The sequence below is a fragment of the Neorhizobium sp. LMR1-1-1.1 genome (assembly GCF_040675795.1).
Lineage (GTDB): Bacteria > Pseudomonadota > Alphaproteobacteria > Rhizobiales > Rhizobiaceae > Neorhizobium > Neorhizobium cellulosilyticum.
The window spans coordinates 709215-723959 of record NZ_JBEGHE010000001.1; the positions used below are offsets into that span (position 1 = coordinate 709215).

Annotated in this window: 16 protein-coding genes and 1 pseudogene; 12 read left to right on the forward strand and 5 right to left on the reverse strand. The window is 59.1% G+C overall.

What is annotated here, in order from left to right; genetic code table 11:
* The first annotated feature begins 29 nt into the window (after positions 1 to 29).
* The 11 genes and pseudogenes from MRBLMR1_RS03205 (at position 30) to MRBLMR1_RS03255 (ending at position 6755) form a co-directional block, all read left to right on the forward strand.
* A complete protein-coding gene (locus tag MRBLMR1_RS03205) occupies positions 30 to 332 on the forward strand; it encodes an urease subunit gamma (RefSeq protein WP_112454072.1) in 303 nt (100 codons plus the stop codon).
* A gap of 11 nt (positions 333 to 343) precedes the next feature.
* Positions 344 to 607, forward strand: coding sequence for a DUF1272 domain-containing protein (locus MRBLMR1_RS03210; RefSeq protein WP_148145801.1), 264 nt, complete (start codon positions 344 to 346; stop codon positions 605 to 607).
* Positions 608 to 618: 11 nt separating this feature from the next.
* Positions 619 to 924 carry an urease subunit beta gene (locus MRBLMR1_RS03215; RefSeq protein WP_148145800.1) on the forward strand — a complete coding sequence of 102 codons (306 nt, stop codon included), beginning with the start codon at positions 619 to 621 and terminating at the stop codon, positions 922 to 924.
* A 1-nt stretch (position 925) separates the two neighbouring features.
* Positions 926 to 1285: a GFA family protein gene (locus MRBLMR1_RS03220; protein WP_148145799.1), complete on the forward strand. Its 360-nt coding sequence runs from the start codon at positions 926 to 928 to the stop codon at positions 1283 to 1285.
* Between the two features lie 4 nt (positions 1286 to 1289).
* Positions 1290 to 1706, forward strand: a complete 417-nt coding sequence (locus tag MRBLMR1_RS03225) for a lysozyme inhibitor LprI family protein (protein ID WP_148145798.1) — start codon at positions 1290 to 1292, stop codon at positions 1704 to 1706.
* Between the two features lie 72 nt (positions 1707 to 1778).
* Positions 1779 to 3488, forward strand: coding sequence for an urease subunit alpha (ureC, locus tag MRBLMR1_RS03230; RefSeq protein WP_148145797.1), 1710 nt, complete (start codon positions 1779 to 1781; stop codon positions 3486 to 3488).
* Positions 3489 to 3499: 11 nt separating this feature from the next.
* Complete coding sequence (locus MRBLMR1_RS03235) at positions 3500 to 3943, forward strand: GNAT family N-acetyltransferase (protein WP_148145796.1); 444 nt, start codon at positions 3500 to 3502, stop codon at positions 3941 to 3943.
* Between the two features lie 10 nt (positions 3944 to 3953).
* Positions 3954 to 4625: pseudogene (locus MRBLMR1_RS03240) on the forward strand (TIGR02117 family protein).
* A gap of 175 nt (positions 4626 to 4800) precedes the next feature.
* Positions 4801 to 5343: a peroxiredoxin gene (locus tag MRBLMR1_RS03245; protein ID WP_148145795.1), complete on the forward strand. Its 543-nt coding sequence runs from the start codon at positions 4801 to 4803 to the stop codon at positions 5341 to 5343.
* A gap of 185 nt (positions 5344 to 5528) precedes the next feature.
* Positions 5529 to 6029 carry an urease accessory protein UreE gene (gene ureE / locus MRBLMR1_RS03250; protein WP_148145794.1) on the forward strand — a complete coding sequence of 167 codons (501 nt, stop codon included), beginning with the start codon at positions 5529 to 5531 and terminating at the stop codon, positions 6027 to 6029.
* Between the two features lie 54 nt (positions 6030 to 6083).
* Positions 6084 to 6755, forward strand: coding sequence for an urease accessory protein UreF (locus MRBLMR1_RS03255; RefSeq protein WP_500064031.1), 672 nt, complete (start codon positions 6084 to 6086; stop codon positions 6753 to 6755).
* A 35-nt stretch (positions 6756 to 6790) separates the two neighbouring features.
* On the opposite strand, the gene MRBLMR1_RS03260 is transcribed toward MRBLMR1_RS03255, so the two are convergent.
* On the reverse strand, positions 6791 to 6982 hold the full coding sequence (locus tag MRBLMR1_RS03260) for a hypothetical protein (RefSeq protein ID WP_148145793.1): 192 nt from the start codon (positions 6980 to 6982) through the stop codon (positions 6791 to 6793).
* Positions 6983 to 7271: 289 nt separating this feature from the next.
* Between MRBLMR1_RS03260 and ureG the strand changes: the two genes are divergently transcribed.
* Entirely contained in the window at positions 7272 to 7883 is a 612-nt protein-coding gene (gene ureG / locus MRBLMR1_RS03265) for an urease accessory protein UreG (protein ID WP_148145792.1), read from the forward strand.
* A gap of 178 nt (positions 7884 to 8061) precedes the next feature.
* Here ureG and MRBLMR1_RS03270 read toward each other — a convergent pair whose 3' ends face one another.
* The 4 genes from MRBLMR1_RS03270 to MRBLMR1_RS03285 form a co-directional block, all read right to left on the reverse strand.
* Positions 8062 to 8745, reverse strand: coding sequence for a Crp/Fnr family transcriptional regulator (locus tag MRBLMR1_RS03270; protein WP_148145791.1), 684 nt, complete (start codon positions 8743 to 8745; stop codon positions 8062 to 8064).
* Between the two features lie 152 nt (positions 8746 to 8897).
* Positions 8898 to 12236 (reverse strand): efflux RND transporter permease subunit, encoded by a 3339-nt coding sequence (locus tag MRBLMR1_RS03275; RefSeq protein WP_148145790.1) that lies wholly within the window; start codon positions 12234 to 12236, stop codon positions 8898 to 8900.
* Positions 12233 to 13444, reverse strand: coding sequence for an efflux RND transporter periplasmic adaptor subunit (locus MRBLMR1_RS03280; RefSeq protein WP_148145789.1), 1212 nt, complete (start codon positions 13442 to 13444; stop codon positions 12233 to 12235). The genes MRBLMR1_RS03275 and MRBLMR1_RS03280 overlap by 4 nt, the downstream gene beginning before the upstream one ends.
* Before the next feature lie 300 nt (positions 13445 to 13744).
* The gene (locus tag MRBLMR1_RS03285) at positions 13745 to 14722 is read right to left on the reverse strand and encodes an ABC transporter substrate-binding protein (RefSeq protein WP_148145788.1); all 978 of its coding nucleotides are present in this window, start codon (positions 14720 to 14722) and stop codon (positions 13745 to 13747) included.
* Positions 14723 to 14745: the final 23 nt, after the last annotated feature.

Genomic DNA, 14745 nt, shown 5'->3' on the forward strand with positions numbered 1-14745 from the left:
CCCTATCCGAAGTCGATTGCGGGATTTCCATGAACCTGACCCCACGCGAAAAAGACAAGCTGCTGATTTCCATGGCGGCAATGGTTGCCCGTCGCCGCCTGGAGCGCGGCGTCAAGCTCAACTATCCCGAAGCGATCGCGCTGATCACGGACTATGTCGTCGAGGGTGCCCGTGACGGCCGTTCGGTTGCGGACCTGATGGAGGCCGGCGCGCATGTCATCTCCCGCGATCAGGTGATGGAAGGCATTCCGGAAATGATCCATGACGTGCAGGTGGAGGCGACCTTTCCGGACGGCACCAAGCTGGTGACCGTGCACGAACCGATCCGCTGAGGAGCCTAGCCATGGCACTGGAACTACGCCCCAACTGCGAATGCTGCGACAAGGATCTTAATCCCGACAGCTGCGAGGCGATGATCTGCACGTTCGAGTGCACATTCTGTGCGGATTGCGCGGCGGATGTGCTTGGTGGGATCTGCCCGAACTGCTCGGGCGAACTGGTGAGGCGACCGATCCGTCCGGCGGCGGCACTGGTTCGTAACCCCGCATCGACGGTGCGTGTCTTGAAGGCGGAGGGTTGTATCCCCCAAACCGCTTTAACAGCCTGAGGAGCTGATTCATGATTCCTGGTGAAGTCATTGCCGCAAAAGGCGAAATCGAGCTCAATGCCGGCGCGCCGACGATATCCATCGAAGTTTCCAATACTGGTGACCGACCGGTGCAGGTCGGCAGCCACTATCATTTCTTCGAGACCAATAATGGTCTATCCTTCGATCGCGACAAGGCGCGCGGCATGCGGCTCGATATACCTGCTGGAACCGCTGTGCGCTTCGAGCCGGGCCAGACCCGATCCGTCACGCTGATCCCGCTTTCGGGTGCGCGACGGGTCTATGGTTTCCAGCAGAAGATCATGGGAGGACTCTGACATGGCGACCAAACATTATCTCGGCAGCTGCCAGTGCGGCGCGGTTTCCTACGAAGTCGAGGCGGATCTCGACCAGACGGTCACCTGTAACTGCTCGCGCTGCCAGCGACTGGGCATTGTTCTCGCCTTCGCGCCACGTGGTGCATTTTCGCTGACGTCGGGCGAGGGGAGCCTTACCGAATACAGGTTCAACACGAAGAAGCTGCAGCATCTGTTCTGCAAGACCTGCGGCATCGAGAGTTTTGCCTATGGGGACTCGCCGAAGGATGGTTCCCCCATGGTGGCGATCAACGTCAACTGCCTGGAAAGCGTCAATCCACGGGCTTTGACGTCGCATCACTATGACGGGGCTGCGGCCTGAGCCGATGCTGAAACTCGCCCTCTTGCCGTTGCTGTGTGGATGCGTGCTTCTTCTCGATGCACCGACATCCGCGCAACAGCCGCGACCGGATTGCAAGGAGCCGCAGACCCAGGCGGATATGACGATCTGCGCCGGCCTCGATCTGGCCGATGCGGATACGGCGTTGAACGCGCAGTACCAAGTGACACGCAAGACGCTGAAGGAGCGGGATGCCGGGGTTTCCACTGAGCTGAAGGGCGGTGAAGAGGCTTTGATCAAGGCGCAGCGCGCCTGGCTCTCCTATCGCGACGCCCAATGTGCTTCCGTCGGGTTTCAGGCGCGCGGCGGCTCGATGGAGCCGATGCTTGTCTCCAGTTGCGAGGCCGATCTGACGCGCAAGCGTACGGCCGAGCTTAAGGCGCTTGTCAATAACATGCTGTAATTTTTGGAATGGCTCGTCGCCATCCAGGTGAAATTGTCCGAACTCATATTGCCCGAAGGATTGAGGTAATTCATGTCCTACAAGATGTCCCGCGCCGCTTATGCCTCGATGTTCGGTCCGACCGCCGGCGACAAGGTGCGGCTTGCCGATACCGAATTGTTCATCGAGGTGGAGCGCGATTTCACCATCTATGGCGAAGAGGTGAAATTCGGTGGCGGCAAGGTCATCCGCGACGGCATGGGGCAGAGCCAGGCGACACGCGCCGAAGGGGCGGTCGATACCGTCATCACCAATGCGCTGATCGTCGATCATAGCGGCATCTATAAGGCCGATGTGGGCTTGAAGAACGGCCGTATCCACGCGATCGGCAAGGCTGGTAATCCGGATACGCAGCCGGGCGTGACGATCATCGTCGGCCCGTCGACGGAAGCGATCGCCGGCGAAGGCAAGATCCTGACGGCCGGTGGCATGGATGCCCATATCCACTATATCTGCCCGCAGCAGATCGAAGAGGCGCTGATGAGCGGTGTCACCACCATGCTTGGTGGCGGTTCAGGCCCGGCGCATGGAACGCTCGCCACCACCTGCACCGGTGCGTGGCATATCGAGCGGATGATCGAAAGTTTTGACGCCTTCCCGATGAACCTCGCGCTTGCCGGCAAGGGCAATGCCTCGCTTCCGGCACCGCTCGAAGAAATGATCCTCGCGGGTGCTTCGTCGCTGAAACTGCATGAGGACTGGGGCACGACACCGGCTGCGATCGACAACTGCCTGACCGTGGCAGACGCGTTCGACGTGCAGGTGATGATCCATACCGATACACTGAACGAAAGTGGCTTTGTCGAAGACACGGTCGCCGCCATCAAGGGCCGCACGATCCATGCCTTCCATACGGAAGGGGCGGGCGGTGGGCATGCGCCCGATATCATCAAGGTCTGCGGCAATCCGAACGTCATTCCGTCTTCGACCAACCCCACGCGGCCCTATACGGTCAACACGCTGGCCGAGCATCTCGACATGCTGATGGTTTGCCATCACCTGTCGCCGTCTATTCCCGAAGACATCGCCTTTGCCGAAAGCCGTATCCGCAAGGAGACGATCGCGGCGGAAGACATTCTGCACGATATCGGCGCCTTCTCGATCATCTCTTCCGACAGCCAGGCCATGGGTCGCGTCGGCGAAGTCGCGATCCGCACTTGGCAGACGGCAGACAAGATGAAGCGGCAGCGGGGTCCTTTGAAGGACGAGACCGGCGACAACGACAATTTCCGGGTCAAGCGCTACATTGCCAAATACACGATCAACCCGGCGATCGCGCATGGTGTGTCCCACGAGATCGGTTCGGTCGAAGTGGGAAAACGCGCCGACCTCGTGCTGTGGAGCCCGGCCTTCTTCGGCGTGAAGCCGGAAATGGTGCTGCTCGGCGGTTCGATTGCCGCTGCGCCGATGGGCGATCCGAATGCTTCGATCCCGACGCCGCAGCCGATGCATTACCGGCCGATGTTTGCGGCCTATGGCAAGCTCAGGACCAATTCATCGGTCACTTTCGTTTCGCAGGCCTCGCTCGATGGCGGTCTGGCACAGCGGCTTGGCGTCGCCAAGAAGCTGGTTGCGGTGAAGAACGTGCGCGGCGGCATCGGCAAGGCGTCGATGATCCACAATTCGGCAACGCCGCATGTGGAAGTCGATCCGGAAACTTATGAGGTTCGCGCCGACGGCGAGTTGCTCACCTGCAAACCGGCAACGGTACTGCCGATGGCGCAGCGGTATTTCCTGTTCTGAAGGGAGATGGAATGAGCCTCTCCATCCGGGGATGCGCTGCCGCCGACATTGCCGAGTGGGCCTGGCTGCGACACGCATTATGGCCGGATGGACTGGTTGAAGGGCATCGAGCCGAGATTGCTGCCGCTCTGTCTGACGGTGTTTTGCGGGGTTATCTTGCGGTTGACGAACAGGGGCAGGGGATCGGCTTTGCCGAAGTCTCCATTCGGCGTTACGCCAATGGCAGCACGCAATCTCCAGTGCCGTTTCTGGAGGGGATCTGGATTGTGCCGGAGCATCGGCAGCAAAAGATTGGGCGTTTGCTGATCGAGCGGATTTCGGCGGATTGTGCGGCGGAAGGCTTTGTCGAACTCTGCTCGGATGCCGAGATTGACAATCTCGCATCCCGTCATGCGCATGAGAGTTGGGGTTTTGCCGAGACGGAGCGGGTGGTGTATTTCCGCAAGGCCCTTTGAGTTGTTCGGCATGAGATTTATCCTCCGAATATCGATAGCTGTCGTCGCCGTTGTTGTGTTCGCGGCGGCTGCGGGCACATTCGTGCCGCGGCCGCTGTCTGCACTGGACCGATCAGGTTCCTCTGCCGAAACCCGGCGCATTCTGTTGCTCTCCAATCCCATTCATACGGATATCGCCATTCCTCTCGACGAGGAAACACGTGCCGACTACGCGTTTCTCGAAGCGTCCGGCATTCCGATTGCTGATCCGGTCGCGCAGTGGCTGGTATTCGGCTGGGGAGGTCGCGCATTTTATCTTGAGACACCGACCTGGAGTGACCTGAAGCCGATGCCGGTGTTTCGGGCGCTGACCATTGATCGCTCGGTAATGCATGTGGACGTGGCAGGGAGCATGGATGAAACGCATCCGGCTATACGCTCCTTCAATCTGCCACCGGCAGAATTTCAAACTCTCTCGAACTTCATCAAAGCCAGTTTTGTAAGGGATCGCGGTGAGATCGTGGCCATTCCCGATGCAGGCTACGGAGTTTATGACCAGTTCTTCGAGGCTCATGGCTCTTTCAACGCGCTCCTCGGCTGCAATACCTGGACAGCCTAGGCGCTTCGTTCCGCGGGCATTCGCACAGGCTGGTGGAACCCGTTGCCGCAGACGCTGGGTCTGTCTCTGAGACTCTTCAACTGAAAACAAAGTTCACCCTTGGCGATCTGGTTTACTCGCTCCAAGCCCTGCTTTCTGTGAATAGCAGGTTTGCGTTGCGTCAATTTTCGCCTGACTTTGCTGCATCGCAAGAGAAATGCGGTTAAGGGAGTGCATCTGCCTCTTACCGGGGCGAATATTCATTCTCATGGAGGCATTGATGCTGGGCAAAAAGGTTCCGCAAGTCACTTTCCGCACCCGCGTACGCGACGAGGCCGTTGGCGGCCCGAACCCCTTCCGTTGGCAGGACGTTACCTCGGACGATTATTTCGCCGGAAAGCGCGTAGTGCTCTTCTCGCTGCCGGGCGCATTTACGCCGACCTGCTCGACCTACCAGCTTCCCGATTTCGAAAAGCTGTTTTCCGATTTCCAGGCTGAAGGCATCGACGCGATCTACTGCATGTCGGTCAACGATGCTTTCGTCATGAATGCATGGGCCAAGAGCCAGAATCTTGAAAACGTCACCGTCATTCCGGACGGTTCGGGCGAATTCACCCGCAAGATGGGCATGCTGGTTGCCAAGGATAATCTTGGCTTCGGCATGCGCTCGTGGCGTTATGGCGCGATCGTCAACGACGGCGTCGTCGAGCAGTGGTTCGAAGAAGAAGGTTATTCCGACAATTGCGAGAGCGATCCCTATGGTGCGTCCTCGCCGCAGAACATTCTTGAAAATCTCAAGGCGATGAAGATCGCAGCCGAATAAGCGGCGATAGACTTCTGCCAATAGGAAGCCCGGTCTCGCGCCGGGCTTTTTGTTGTCCAGCCCCAACTAAGCCTTGTGCGGCAGGCCGGCTTTGGCAATGATGTCTTTTGCACATGTCTCCCAACACCTGTGACCACTTTCGGTAGACATGCGTCAAGAGTTTGCATTTCAACGGGTTATCCATCATGCAGCACATCCATTCCTATCGCCCTGCCGGCGAAATTTCCGACCCGCCGATTGACACCGTCAGCCTGCCGCACGATCTGCGTCACCTGCGCCGCAAACTGCTGCATCTTTCGAATGGCGATATGGTGATGCTCGATCTCAAGGAAGCCGTTCTTTTCCATAACGGCGACCGTCTGGTGCTCGACAACGGTGACACGGTGGAAGTACAGGCGGCACCGGAAAAGCTTTTCGAAGTCAAGGCGCGCGACACGCTGCATCTGATCGAACTCGCATGGCATCTCGGTAATCGGCATCTTTCCGCCCAGATCGAGGAAGGCCGTATCCTAATCCTGCGCGATCATGTGATCCGCTCCATGCTGCAGGGGCTGGGCGCCAGCGTCAGCGATGTCGAGGAACCGTTCCAGCCGGCTCGCGGCGCCTATCACTCGCATGGTTCCCATGGCAGCCATTCGCATGATGATGGGCATTCCCATGGTCACGACCATCATCATCATGACTGATCGCATATCGTGACAGAGCATCCGCGGCCGAGCGACCCGGCGACAGAGGCGAAGATTAGCAGAGCAGTGGACACGAGGGCCTTGCTGCGGCTGATGGCCTGGCTTTCGCCGGCCTTTCCGATTGGCGGCTTCGCCTGGTCCGGCGGGCTGGAGCGTGCTGTCGAAGATAGGCTGGTCAGAAATGCCCGGGGTCTTGAGGACTGGCTGTCGACGGTGCTTCAGCATGGTTCGCTGTGGAACGATGCCGTGCTGTTCTGCGAAGCATGGCGCCAGGCCGATAAACAAGGCCCGCTTTCAGAGGTAGCGGCTCTCGGGCTGGCGCTGGCGGGTTCGGCCGAGCGCTTCAACGAGACGCTGTCACTTGGAAAGGCTTTCATTGCTGCAGCTTCGGCATGGCCGCATCCGGTCTTCGAACGGCTTCCGGCCAATGTGCCATTTCCCGTGGCCGTCGGAGCCGTGGCTGCAGGTCATGGCCTGCCTTCTGCGCCGGCGCTTGCCGCATTCCTTCACGCAGCCGTATCGCAAGCCGTTTCGGCCGGAATCCGGCTAAGCGTTGCCGGTCAGGCGGAAGGGGTTGCGATCATTGCGAGGCTCGAAGCCCGGATAGAAGATCTTTCGCTCAGAGCGGCTTCAACCGGCCTCGAAGATTTGGGTGGCGCGGCCGTACAGGCCGAAATAGCGTCTCTTCGTCACGAAACGCAGCATTCCCGGCTTTTTCGATCCTGAAATGCCGGAATTGCATTGTCGTTGGGCAGTTTAGTTCAGGCGTCGTGTGCGATGAGAAGGATCTGGTCGTCAATCGCGTCTGCCAGCGACAGGACAACCTCAGTTCTGTCAAAGCCGTAGGATTCCAGCATTTTCAACATGCTGGAAAGAGCGGCCTCTGCCGCCTTGTGGCAGTCGTGTTGTTTTTCCAATACTTCAGATGTGGATGCAGTCGTTTGATAATCCATTCTGATTTCCCCGTTTCCCAGTTCAGGTAAGGTCTCAGCATGCGATATTAAATTGCAACTACAATACGTATTATGACGGTCTTATCTCGCTACCACAATTTGTGTAATGAGTTTTCTACAGGTATCTAGGGATATACTTAATTCACAAATCTGCGTTGAATGTTTACTTTTGTGATACCCGGCCGCTCGTGGCTGCCGACTGATGACGCCGCAGGTGGGGCATCCACTTTCCGATTGCGCTGATTTCCCGCGGCATTATTGTCATCTCATCATACCGAAAGGACATTTCATGAAATCGGCAAACGGTCCCCTTCGTGTCGGCATCGGTGGGCCGGTCGGATCCGGCAAGACGCATTTGACGGAAAAACTCTGTAAGGCGATGCGGGACGAATTCTCCGTCGCGGTCGTTACCAACGATATTTACACCAAAGAAGATGCCGATGCGCTGGTGCGGATGCAGGCGCTTTCCTCGGATCGTATCGTGGGCGTCGAGACAGGTGGTTGTCCGCACACGGCGATCCGCGAAGACGCGACGATCAATCTCCAGGCGATTGCGGGTCTCAACGAACGTTTTCCGGATTTGGATGTCGTGTTCATCGAGTCTGGCGGAGACAATCTCGCAGCTACCTTCTCTCCGGATCTGGCGGACATCACGATCTATGTCATCTCCACTTGTCAGGGTGAGGAAATACCGCGCAAAGGCGGGCCTGGCATTACCCGATCTGATCTGCTGGTGATCAACAAGAAAGATCTGGCGCCTTATGTCGGCGTCGACATGGACGTGATGGACCGGGATGCCAGCCGCATGCGGGAAATGAAGCCTCATGTCTTCACCGACCTGAAACGCGGCGAGGGGGTAGGCCATATCGTGGAGTTCCTGAAGGTTCAGGGCGGACTTTAAAGCCGGCCTATAACCGGAAAAGAAAAAGGCCGGCGGTCTAATGACCCGCCGGCCTCGCCTGTCGCCGGACACCCCTGTGGCAACAGGCCGCTGCGAAGGCTGCGTCGTCTCGCGCGCCTTCGAGCCTGTAGCAATTCCGCCTTTCTTCGAAACGCGAAACTGCTCAATGTTTTATGCTTCAGATATTTCTGAGCGCCTGAACGTCTCCGACCTGGATGATACGTCCCCTGACTGTCACGCCGACGCGGCGCAGGCTGGAGAAGGCGCGGGAGAGCGCTTCCGGCGCAAGGCCGAGCATGCCGGCAAGCAGGCTCTTCTGGAATGGCAGGCGGATCGAGGCGGAGCCTCCGTCAACCGGGCAGCGGCTGAGGATGTAGTTGGCGACCCGCTGCGGTGCGGTGAAAAGACGGTCGTTGGCGATGCAATCCATCGTACCGACGAGATGCCGGGATATGGCAGCAATCAGTGCCTTGGCTATTTCTGGATCCTGCTGGGCAAGGTCACGCACGGCCTGCATGTCGAAGCGGGCGAGCGTTGCCGGCTCGGCCGTCTGGGCGTTGCAAAGATAAACGTTTTCGCTGAACAGAAGATGCTCTGCAAATGTGTCGCCCGGGGCGCAGACCATGATGTCGGCTTCGCGACCTTCACGGCTCAGCCGGAAGAGCCGGACATAACCGTTGAGAACGCAATAGAAGGCGTCGGCTGTTTCGCCTTCGCGCATCACGAATTTGCGGGCCGGAAGCGTGCTGATCGTCATCATGGACATCAGCCGGACAAGGGCACTGTTGCCCAGCCCTGCCAGAAACGGTGCCTTCATGAGCACTGCCCGGTCTCGATTGCTGAGTTTCAGACTGCTGTTCATCTCGCTATCTCTTCCCTTTTTTGCGAACACTGCCAAATCCTTGAGAAGCAGGATAGCGTGTGAGGCAGAGAGGGATTTGATACTGATCAATCAATCACGCAATTCGGAGCGTTGTCTGACAATCGGACCGGGGAGATTGCCTCCATCAGGCGTCATTCGGCTGCCATAGGTGGCAACCGAAGCACACGTTGGCCTGCCTGTGCTCCTGAGTGGGAGCCGGAAACTGTTGTTTTCTCATTGTTTTCCAAGCGGTTTAGCCGTTCTTCCAACTCCGAAAGGCTGCGACGATTTTGTCGGGTATGGTGGGCGACTTCTTCCGACGACATCAAATCCTCTTCTTCCTTCTTTCCGACGAAGCGGCCGAAGAGCTTGCCGAGCAGGCGCGACAGATCGTCCATGATGAGGAAGAAGGAGGGTACGACGAGCAGCGAAAGCACCGTCGAGACGATGATGCCGCCGATGACGGCGATCGCCATGGGAGCACGGAAGGAGCCGCCTTCGCCGACCCCCATGGCGGATGGCAGCATGCCGGCCGACATGGCGATCGAGGTCATGATGATCGGCCTTGCGCGCTTGCGGCCGGCCTCGACCATTGCGTGAACCCGCTCCAGCCCGTGCCGTTTCATCTCGATGGCGAAATCGACGAGCAGGATGGCGTTCTTCGTGACGATGCCCATCAGCATCAGGATGCCGATGAGGACGGGCATGGAGAGCGCATTCTGTGTCGCGATCAGCGCCACTGCCACGCCGCCGATGGCGAGCGGCAGGGAGAATAGGATGGTGAAAGGCTGGATGACATCCTTGAACAACAGGATCAGGACGACGAGGACCAGCATCAGGCCCATCAGCATCGCATTGCCGAAGCTTTGCGTCATTTCGGCCTGGACCTTGGCGTCACCGCTTTCCGCCAGACGCACTGTCGGCGGTAGCTCAGTCTCGTCGACGATCCGCTTGAACTCGGCGGTCGAGGTGTCGAGCGCCGTGCCGAAGGGAACGTCGGAGCCGATCGCCACGACGCGGTTGCGGTCGTTACGCTTGATTGAGCTTGGACCTTCCGAATAGTCGATATCGGCAACGCTGTAGAGCGGCACCATCGTGCCGGACGATGTCTTGACCTTGAGATTGCGGATCGACTGCAGGTCGCGGCGCGTGTCGAGCGATGTCTGCACGCGGATCGGGATCTGGCGGCTGTCGAGCGAGATTTTTGCGAGGTTGGCGTCGATATCGCCAATCGTTGCGACGCGTACGGTTTCGGAGATCTGCTGCGGGGTGATGCCGAGGCGGGAGGCTTCTGCCATGCGCGGACGGATCTGCAGTTCGGGACGGGGCAGGGCGCCTTCCGACGAGACGTTGACCAGGATCGGCGAGGCTCGTAGCCTGGATTCCAACAGGCTCACGGCATTGTTCAGGTCTTCCTCGTTCGAAGAGAGGAAGTTGAACGAAAGTTCGCGTTCGGCCCGGTCGTTGACCTTGGAGATACGTACGTCGGGGATCGAGCGTACGGCGGCGAAGATATCCTTCTCCACATCCCATTGCGCGCGCGTGCGGCCGCGTTCGGGCAGTTTCGGCAACAGGTCGCCGATCAGCGGGAGAGAGCCCAGGCCTTTGTTGACCAAGGTCTTTACCAGCGAATGGTCGATATTCTGCAGGATGATGCGGACGGTTGCCCGGCGCAGTTCGAGATCGCCCTTGGGCGAGGCGCCGCCCAGCGTGAAGACGCTTTCGACGCCATCTATATCCTTCACAGCATCATAGACGCTGGTGGAGACCGCATCCGTCTCTTCGAGCGTTGCGGTCGGCGGCAGTTCGAGAGATAGGACCACGCGGGAACTGTCATCCGGCGGCAGGAAACTGCCCGGCACCTTGCTCAAAAGTGCCAGCGAGCCGGCGAGGAAGGCGATGGCGCCGAGAAGCGTCGCATAGCGCCAGTACCATTTGCGGGTCGTGGCGGTGACAATGCGGGTATAGGCCTTCATCAGCCTGCCGTCATTGTCGTGGTGATCGTCCTCGCGCCCGTCCTCGGCGCGCATCAGATAGGCGGCCATCAGCGGGGTTATCAGGCGCGCCACCGCGAGCGAGAAGAATACCGAGAAGGCGACGGTCAGGCCGAACTGGATGAAATACTGGCCCGGAATGCCAGGCATGAAGGAAACCGGCACGAAGACCGCGATGATGGTGAAGCTGGTGGCGATCACCGCAAGGCCGATTTCATCGGCCGCCTCAAGCGCCGCCCGATAGGGCGTTTTGCCCATCTTGATATGGCGGGCAATGTTCTCGATCTCGACGATCGCATCATCGACGAGGATACCGGTTGCCAATGTCAGAGCGAGGAACGAGACGAGGTTCAGCGAGAACCCCATCATGTGCATGATCCAGAAAGTCGGGATGGCCGACAAGGGGAGAGCGACGGCTGCGATCAGCGTCGCGCGCCAATTGCGCAGGAACAGGAAGACAACGATAACGGCGAGGATCGAACCTTCCATCAGCGTGTGTAGCGCCGCCTCGTAATTGCCATAGGTGAAGTAGACAGAGTCATCGACCATCTCGATCGTGACATCTGGATGCGCCTTGCGGATGCCGTCCAGGCCTTCGGCAACGGTTTCCGCCACCGAGACTTCGCTTGCACCCTTGGCGCGGAAGACGGCGAAGGTGACCGACGGCGTGCCGTTGAAGCGCGAGAAGGATTTCTGCTCCTCATAGGTATCGGTCACCCGCCCGAGTTCTGAGAGTTTTACGAAGCGGCCGTTCGAGAGCGCGATGTTGGTATCGGCAAGTTGCTGGACATTGCGAGCGTCGCCGAGCGTGCGGATCGTCTGCTCGTTGCCGGCGACCTGGCCCCGGCCCGAGCCGAGATCGACATTGGTGCCCTTGATCTGCGTATTCACGTCTGCCGCGGTGATGCCGTAGGCGTCGAGCTTTGCCGGGTTGAGGGCGACGCGCACTTCTCGGTCCGCGCCGCCGTAGCGGTCGATACGACCGATACCGGGCTTGCCCTGAAGGTCGCGGGTGATCGTGTCGTCGACGAACCAGGACAGCTCCTCCAGCGTCATGTTGGGCGAGGAGACGGCGAAGGTCTGGATCGCCTGTCCTTCGACATCGACCTTGGTGACGATCGGTTCCTCGATGCCGGCAGGCAGGTCGCTGCGGATCTTGTCGATCTGGTCCTTGGTGTCCTGCACCGCCTCTTCTGTGGGCTTTTCGATGCGGAAGACGATCGTCGTGAGCGACTGGCCGTCGGTCACGGTCGACTGAATCTCGTCGATGCCGCTGATCGATGCGACGGCGTCCTCGATCTCCTTCGTCACCTGCATTTCGAGTTCAGCCGGTGATGCGCCGCTCTGAACCACCGTCACAGAGACGACGGGAACGTCGATATTCGGGAAACGGGTGATCGGCAGGGCGAAGAAGGATTGCAGGCCGACATAGAGCAGCAGGCCGAAGGCAAGCAGGGGAGCGATCGGGTTGCGGATAGACCAGGCGGAAAAGTTCATTGCGAAGCCTCCGTGCCCTTGGTGGCTGCCGCCTTTTCCGGAACCGGTGCAATATGATCGCCGTCTCGGACGAAAGCGCCGGCCTTGGCGACGACGACATCGCCGGGCTGCAGGCCGTTCAAGACCTGAATGAAGCCGCCGTCCTGGAAGCCGATGTCGATCTTGACCTGCTTGACGACGCCGCCTTCCACCTTGCGGGCAAAGGACCCTTCGCGGCCTGTCGTTACGGCGGAGAGCGGAAGGGCGAGCGTATCTGCCTGATTCACGACGATTGCCGCGCGCCCATACATGCCGGCGCGCGCGCCGCTATCGGGGTCGATCTCGATATGGACGAGGCCGAGCCTGGTTGTCTGGTCGACAGTCGGGGAGACCAGCCGCACACGGCCCTCGATCTCCCGCTGGCCGCCGGCGACGGTCACCAGTGCCTTCTGACCGAGTTTGACCTTCTGAATGTCGGATTCGGAGATGTCGGCAACCAGCTCGATCGCGCCGTCCTTGATGATGGTGAAAAGCGGATCGCCGTTGCCGGACGCGATGGCGCCGACCTTGGCATTCTTTGCCGAGATGACACCGGCAACGGGCGCCTTTACGCCGGTGCGGGCGAGCTGCAGTTCGACATCGGCAAGCTGGGCGTCAATGACGTGGACATCGGCTTCTCCCACCGTCACCGCCTGGCGGGCGGCATTCAGCCGGGCGCGTGCGACATCGACCTGGGCATTCGCCTGTTCAAGCTGAGAGACCGTGCTCGTGCCGCTCTCGTTGAGCTTTTTCGTGCGGTCGCGTTGTTTGACTGCGTCATCGAGGTTTGCTTCGGCCTCGATCACCTGAGCCTGGTATTGCGCGACCGATGCTTCGGCCTTGGCCTTGTTTGCCTGATACTGGCTCTTCTGGAGCAGCAACGCATCGTCGTTCAGGGTGGCCAGAACCGCGTTGGCTTCGACCTCGTCGGAGACATCAACATTGATCGTCTTCACCGAGAGGCCCTCGACAAGCGGCTGCACGTAGATCTCGTCTATGGGACGTATGGTGCCGGTTGCGATGATCCGGTCTGTCAGCGATTTCTTCAAGGCCTCGGTCACGATGATCGACGGGAGCTTTGCTTCCGCGGCGGCAGGCTGGCCGGTTTGCTGTGCCGCAAGCGGTGAGGCTGCGACGGAGGAAAGCAGCAGAACGAGGGCGGGGATCGATTTCGACAAGCTATGCGGCATGCGGCAAATCCACTGTTTGGAGGAACGGGCATGCGCCGACCATCGGCATCCCTCGAGTCATACTTCCTCCCTGTATGACGCGGGACCAAAGCTTCATCCGACACTTCTTTCTGGTTCAACCGAAAAAAGTCGGCGTCGGCTTCGGCAGCTACCTTTACGTGTTCATTCTCAGGCGATCAATCCATGCAGGCAGTGACGGGTTGACATGTCCTGATGGCAAAAAAATGCCCGACTAGGAAGCCGGGCAGGAAGAAGTATCAGAGACTTTTGTTGCTGGATTATTTCAGCATGATTTCATCATTATTTCAGGGCTGCGCTGGTGATATCGGCCGTGTAGGCCCCTTCCGGGGCCTTGCTGATGATCTTCTGGTCGGTCAGCGCCTTCACCGTGCGTTCGTAAGTCGCCATGTCGAGCTTGCCATCGCCGATCAGCTTGGCGACTTCGCCCATCATCCGTTTCTGGTGGTTTTCGTCCTGGCCGCCATTTTCCATCACGATCTCGGCGGCTTCATCCGGATTGTCGATGGCGTATTTCCAGCCCTTCATCGAGGCACGGACGAACTTAACCATGTTCTCCTTGAACTTTTCGTCCTTCAGCTTGGTATCGAGGACATAAAGCCCGTCTTCCAGGAGATCGTTGCCGAGCGCCGTGTAGTTGAAGACGACAAGGTCGTTCGCCTTGAAACCGGCATCGATTGCCTGCCAATATTCGTTATAGGTCATGACCGAGATACAGTTTGCCTGTTTCTGTACGAGCGGCTGCACGTCGAAGCTCTGTTTCAGCACGGTCACGCCATCCGTGCCGCCTTCGGTCTTCAAGCCCAGCTTGTTCATCCAGGCGAAGAACGGATATTCGTTGCCGAAGAACCAGACGCCGAGCGTCTTGCCCTTGAAGTCGGCTTCGGTCTTTACCGGGCCGTCCTTGGGGCAGATCAGTTCGAGGCCGGACTTCTGGAACGGCTGGGCGATGTTGATCAGCGGTACGCCCTTTTCACGGGCGACCAGTGCGCCGCCCATCCAGTCGACGATGACATCTGCGCCGCCGCCGGCAATCACCTGTTCCGGTGCGATATCCGGGCCGCCCGGCTTGATCGTGACGTCGAGGCCTTCTTCCTCGTAGAACCCCTTGTCCTTGGCGACGAAATATCCGCCGAACTGGCCCTGAGCCACCCATTTCAGCTGCAGCGTCAGTTTGTCTGCGGCCATTGCTTGGGCCGCCGAAAGCGCCACGGTGGTTCCGATTGCGCCGGCCATCAATGCCTTCATGATCTTTTTCATTGCTGCTACCCTCTCTTTTCCGC

Excerpts from the sequence above, each read along its gene's own strand:
- MRBLMR1_RS03205 (WP_112454072.1), top strand. The coding sequence starts at position 30 with ATGAACCTGACCCCACGCGAAAAAGACAAGCTGCTGATTTCCATGGCG.
- MRBLMR1_RS03210 (WP_148145801.1), top strand. The coding sequence starts at position 344 with ATGGCACTGGAACTACGCCCCAACTGCGAATGCTGCGACAAGGATCTT.
- MRBLMR1_RS03215 (WP_148145800.1), top strand. The coding sequence starts at position 619 with ATGATTCCTGGTGAAGTCATTGCCGCAAAAGGCGAAATCGAGCTCAAT.
- MRBLMR1_RS03220 (WP_148145799.1), top strand. The coding sequence starts at position 926 with ATGGCGACCAAACATTATCTCGGCAGCTGCCAGTGCGGCGCGGTTTCC.
- MRBLMR1_RS03225 (WP_148145798.1), top strand. The coding sequence starts at position 1,290 with ATGCTGAAACTCGCCCTCTTGCCGTTGCTGTGTGGATGCGTGCTTCTT.
- ureC (WP_148145797.1), top strand. The coding sequence starts at position 1,779 with ATGTCCTACAAGATGTCCCGCGCCGCTTATGCCTCGATGTTCGGTCCG.
- MRBLMR1_RS03235 (WP_148145796.1), top strand. The coding sequence starts at position 3,500 with ATGAGCCTCTCCATCCGGGGATGCGCTGCCGCCGACATTGCCGAGTGG.
- MRBLMR1_RS03245 (WP_148145795.1), top strand. The coding sequence starts at position 4,801 with ATGCTGGGCAAAAAGGTTCCGCAAGTCACTTTCCGCACCCGCGTACGC.
- ureE (WP_148145794.1), top strand. The coding sequence starts at position 5,529 with ATGCAGCACATCCATTCCTATCGCCCTGCCGGCGAAATTTCCGACCCG.
- MRBLMR1_RS03260 (WP_148145793.1), bottom strand. The coding sequence starts at position 6,982 with ATGGATTATCAAACGACTGCATCCACATCTGAAGTATTGGAAAAACAA.
- ureG (WP_148145792.1), top strand. The coding sequence starts at position 7,272 with ATGAAATCGGCAAACGGTCCCCTTCGTGTCGGCATCGGTGGGCCGGTC.
- MRBLMR1_RS03270 (WP_148145791.1), bottom strand. The coding sequence starts at position 8,745 with ATGAACAGCAGTCTGAAACTCAGCAATCGAGACCGGGCAGTGCTCATG.
- MRBLMR1_RS03275 (WP_148145790.1), bottom strand. The coding sequence starts at position 12,236 with ATGAACTTTTCCGCCTGGTCTATCCGCAACCCGATCGCTCCCCTGCTT.
- MRBLMR1_RS03280 (WP_148145789.1), bottom strand. The coding sequence starts at position 13,444 with ATGCCGCATAGCTTGTCGAAATCGATCCCCGCCCTCGTTCTGCTGCTT.
- MRBLMR1_RS03285 (WP_148145788.1), bottom strand. The coding sequence starts at position 14,722 with ATGAAAAAGATCATGAAGGCATTGATGGCCGGCGCAATCGGAACCACC.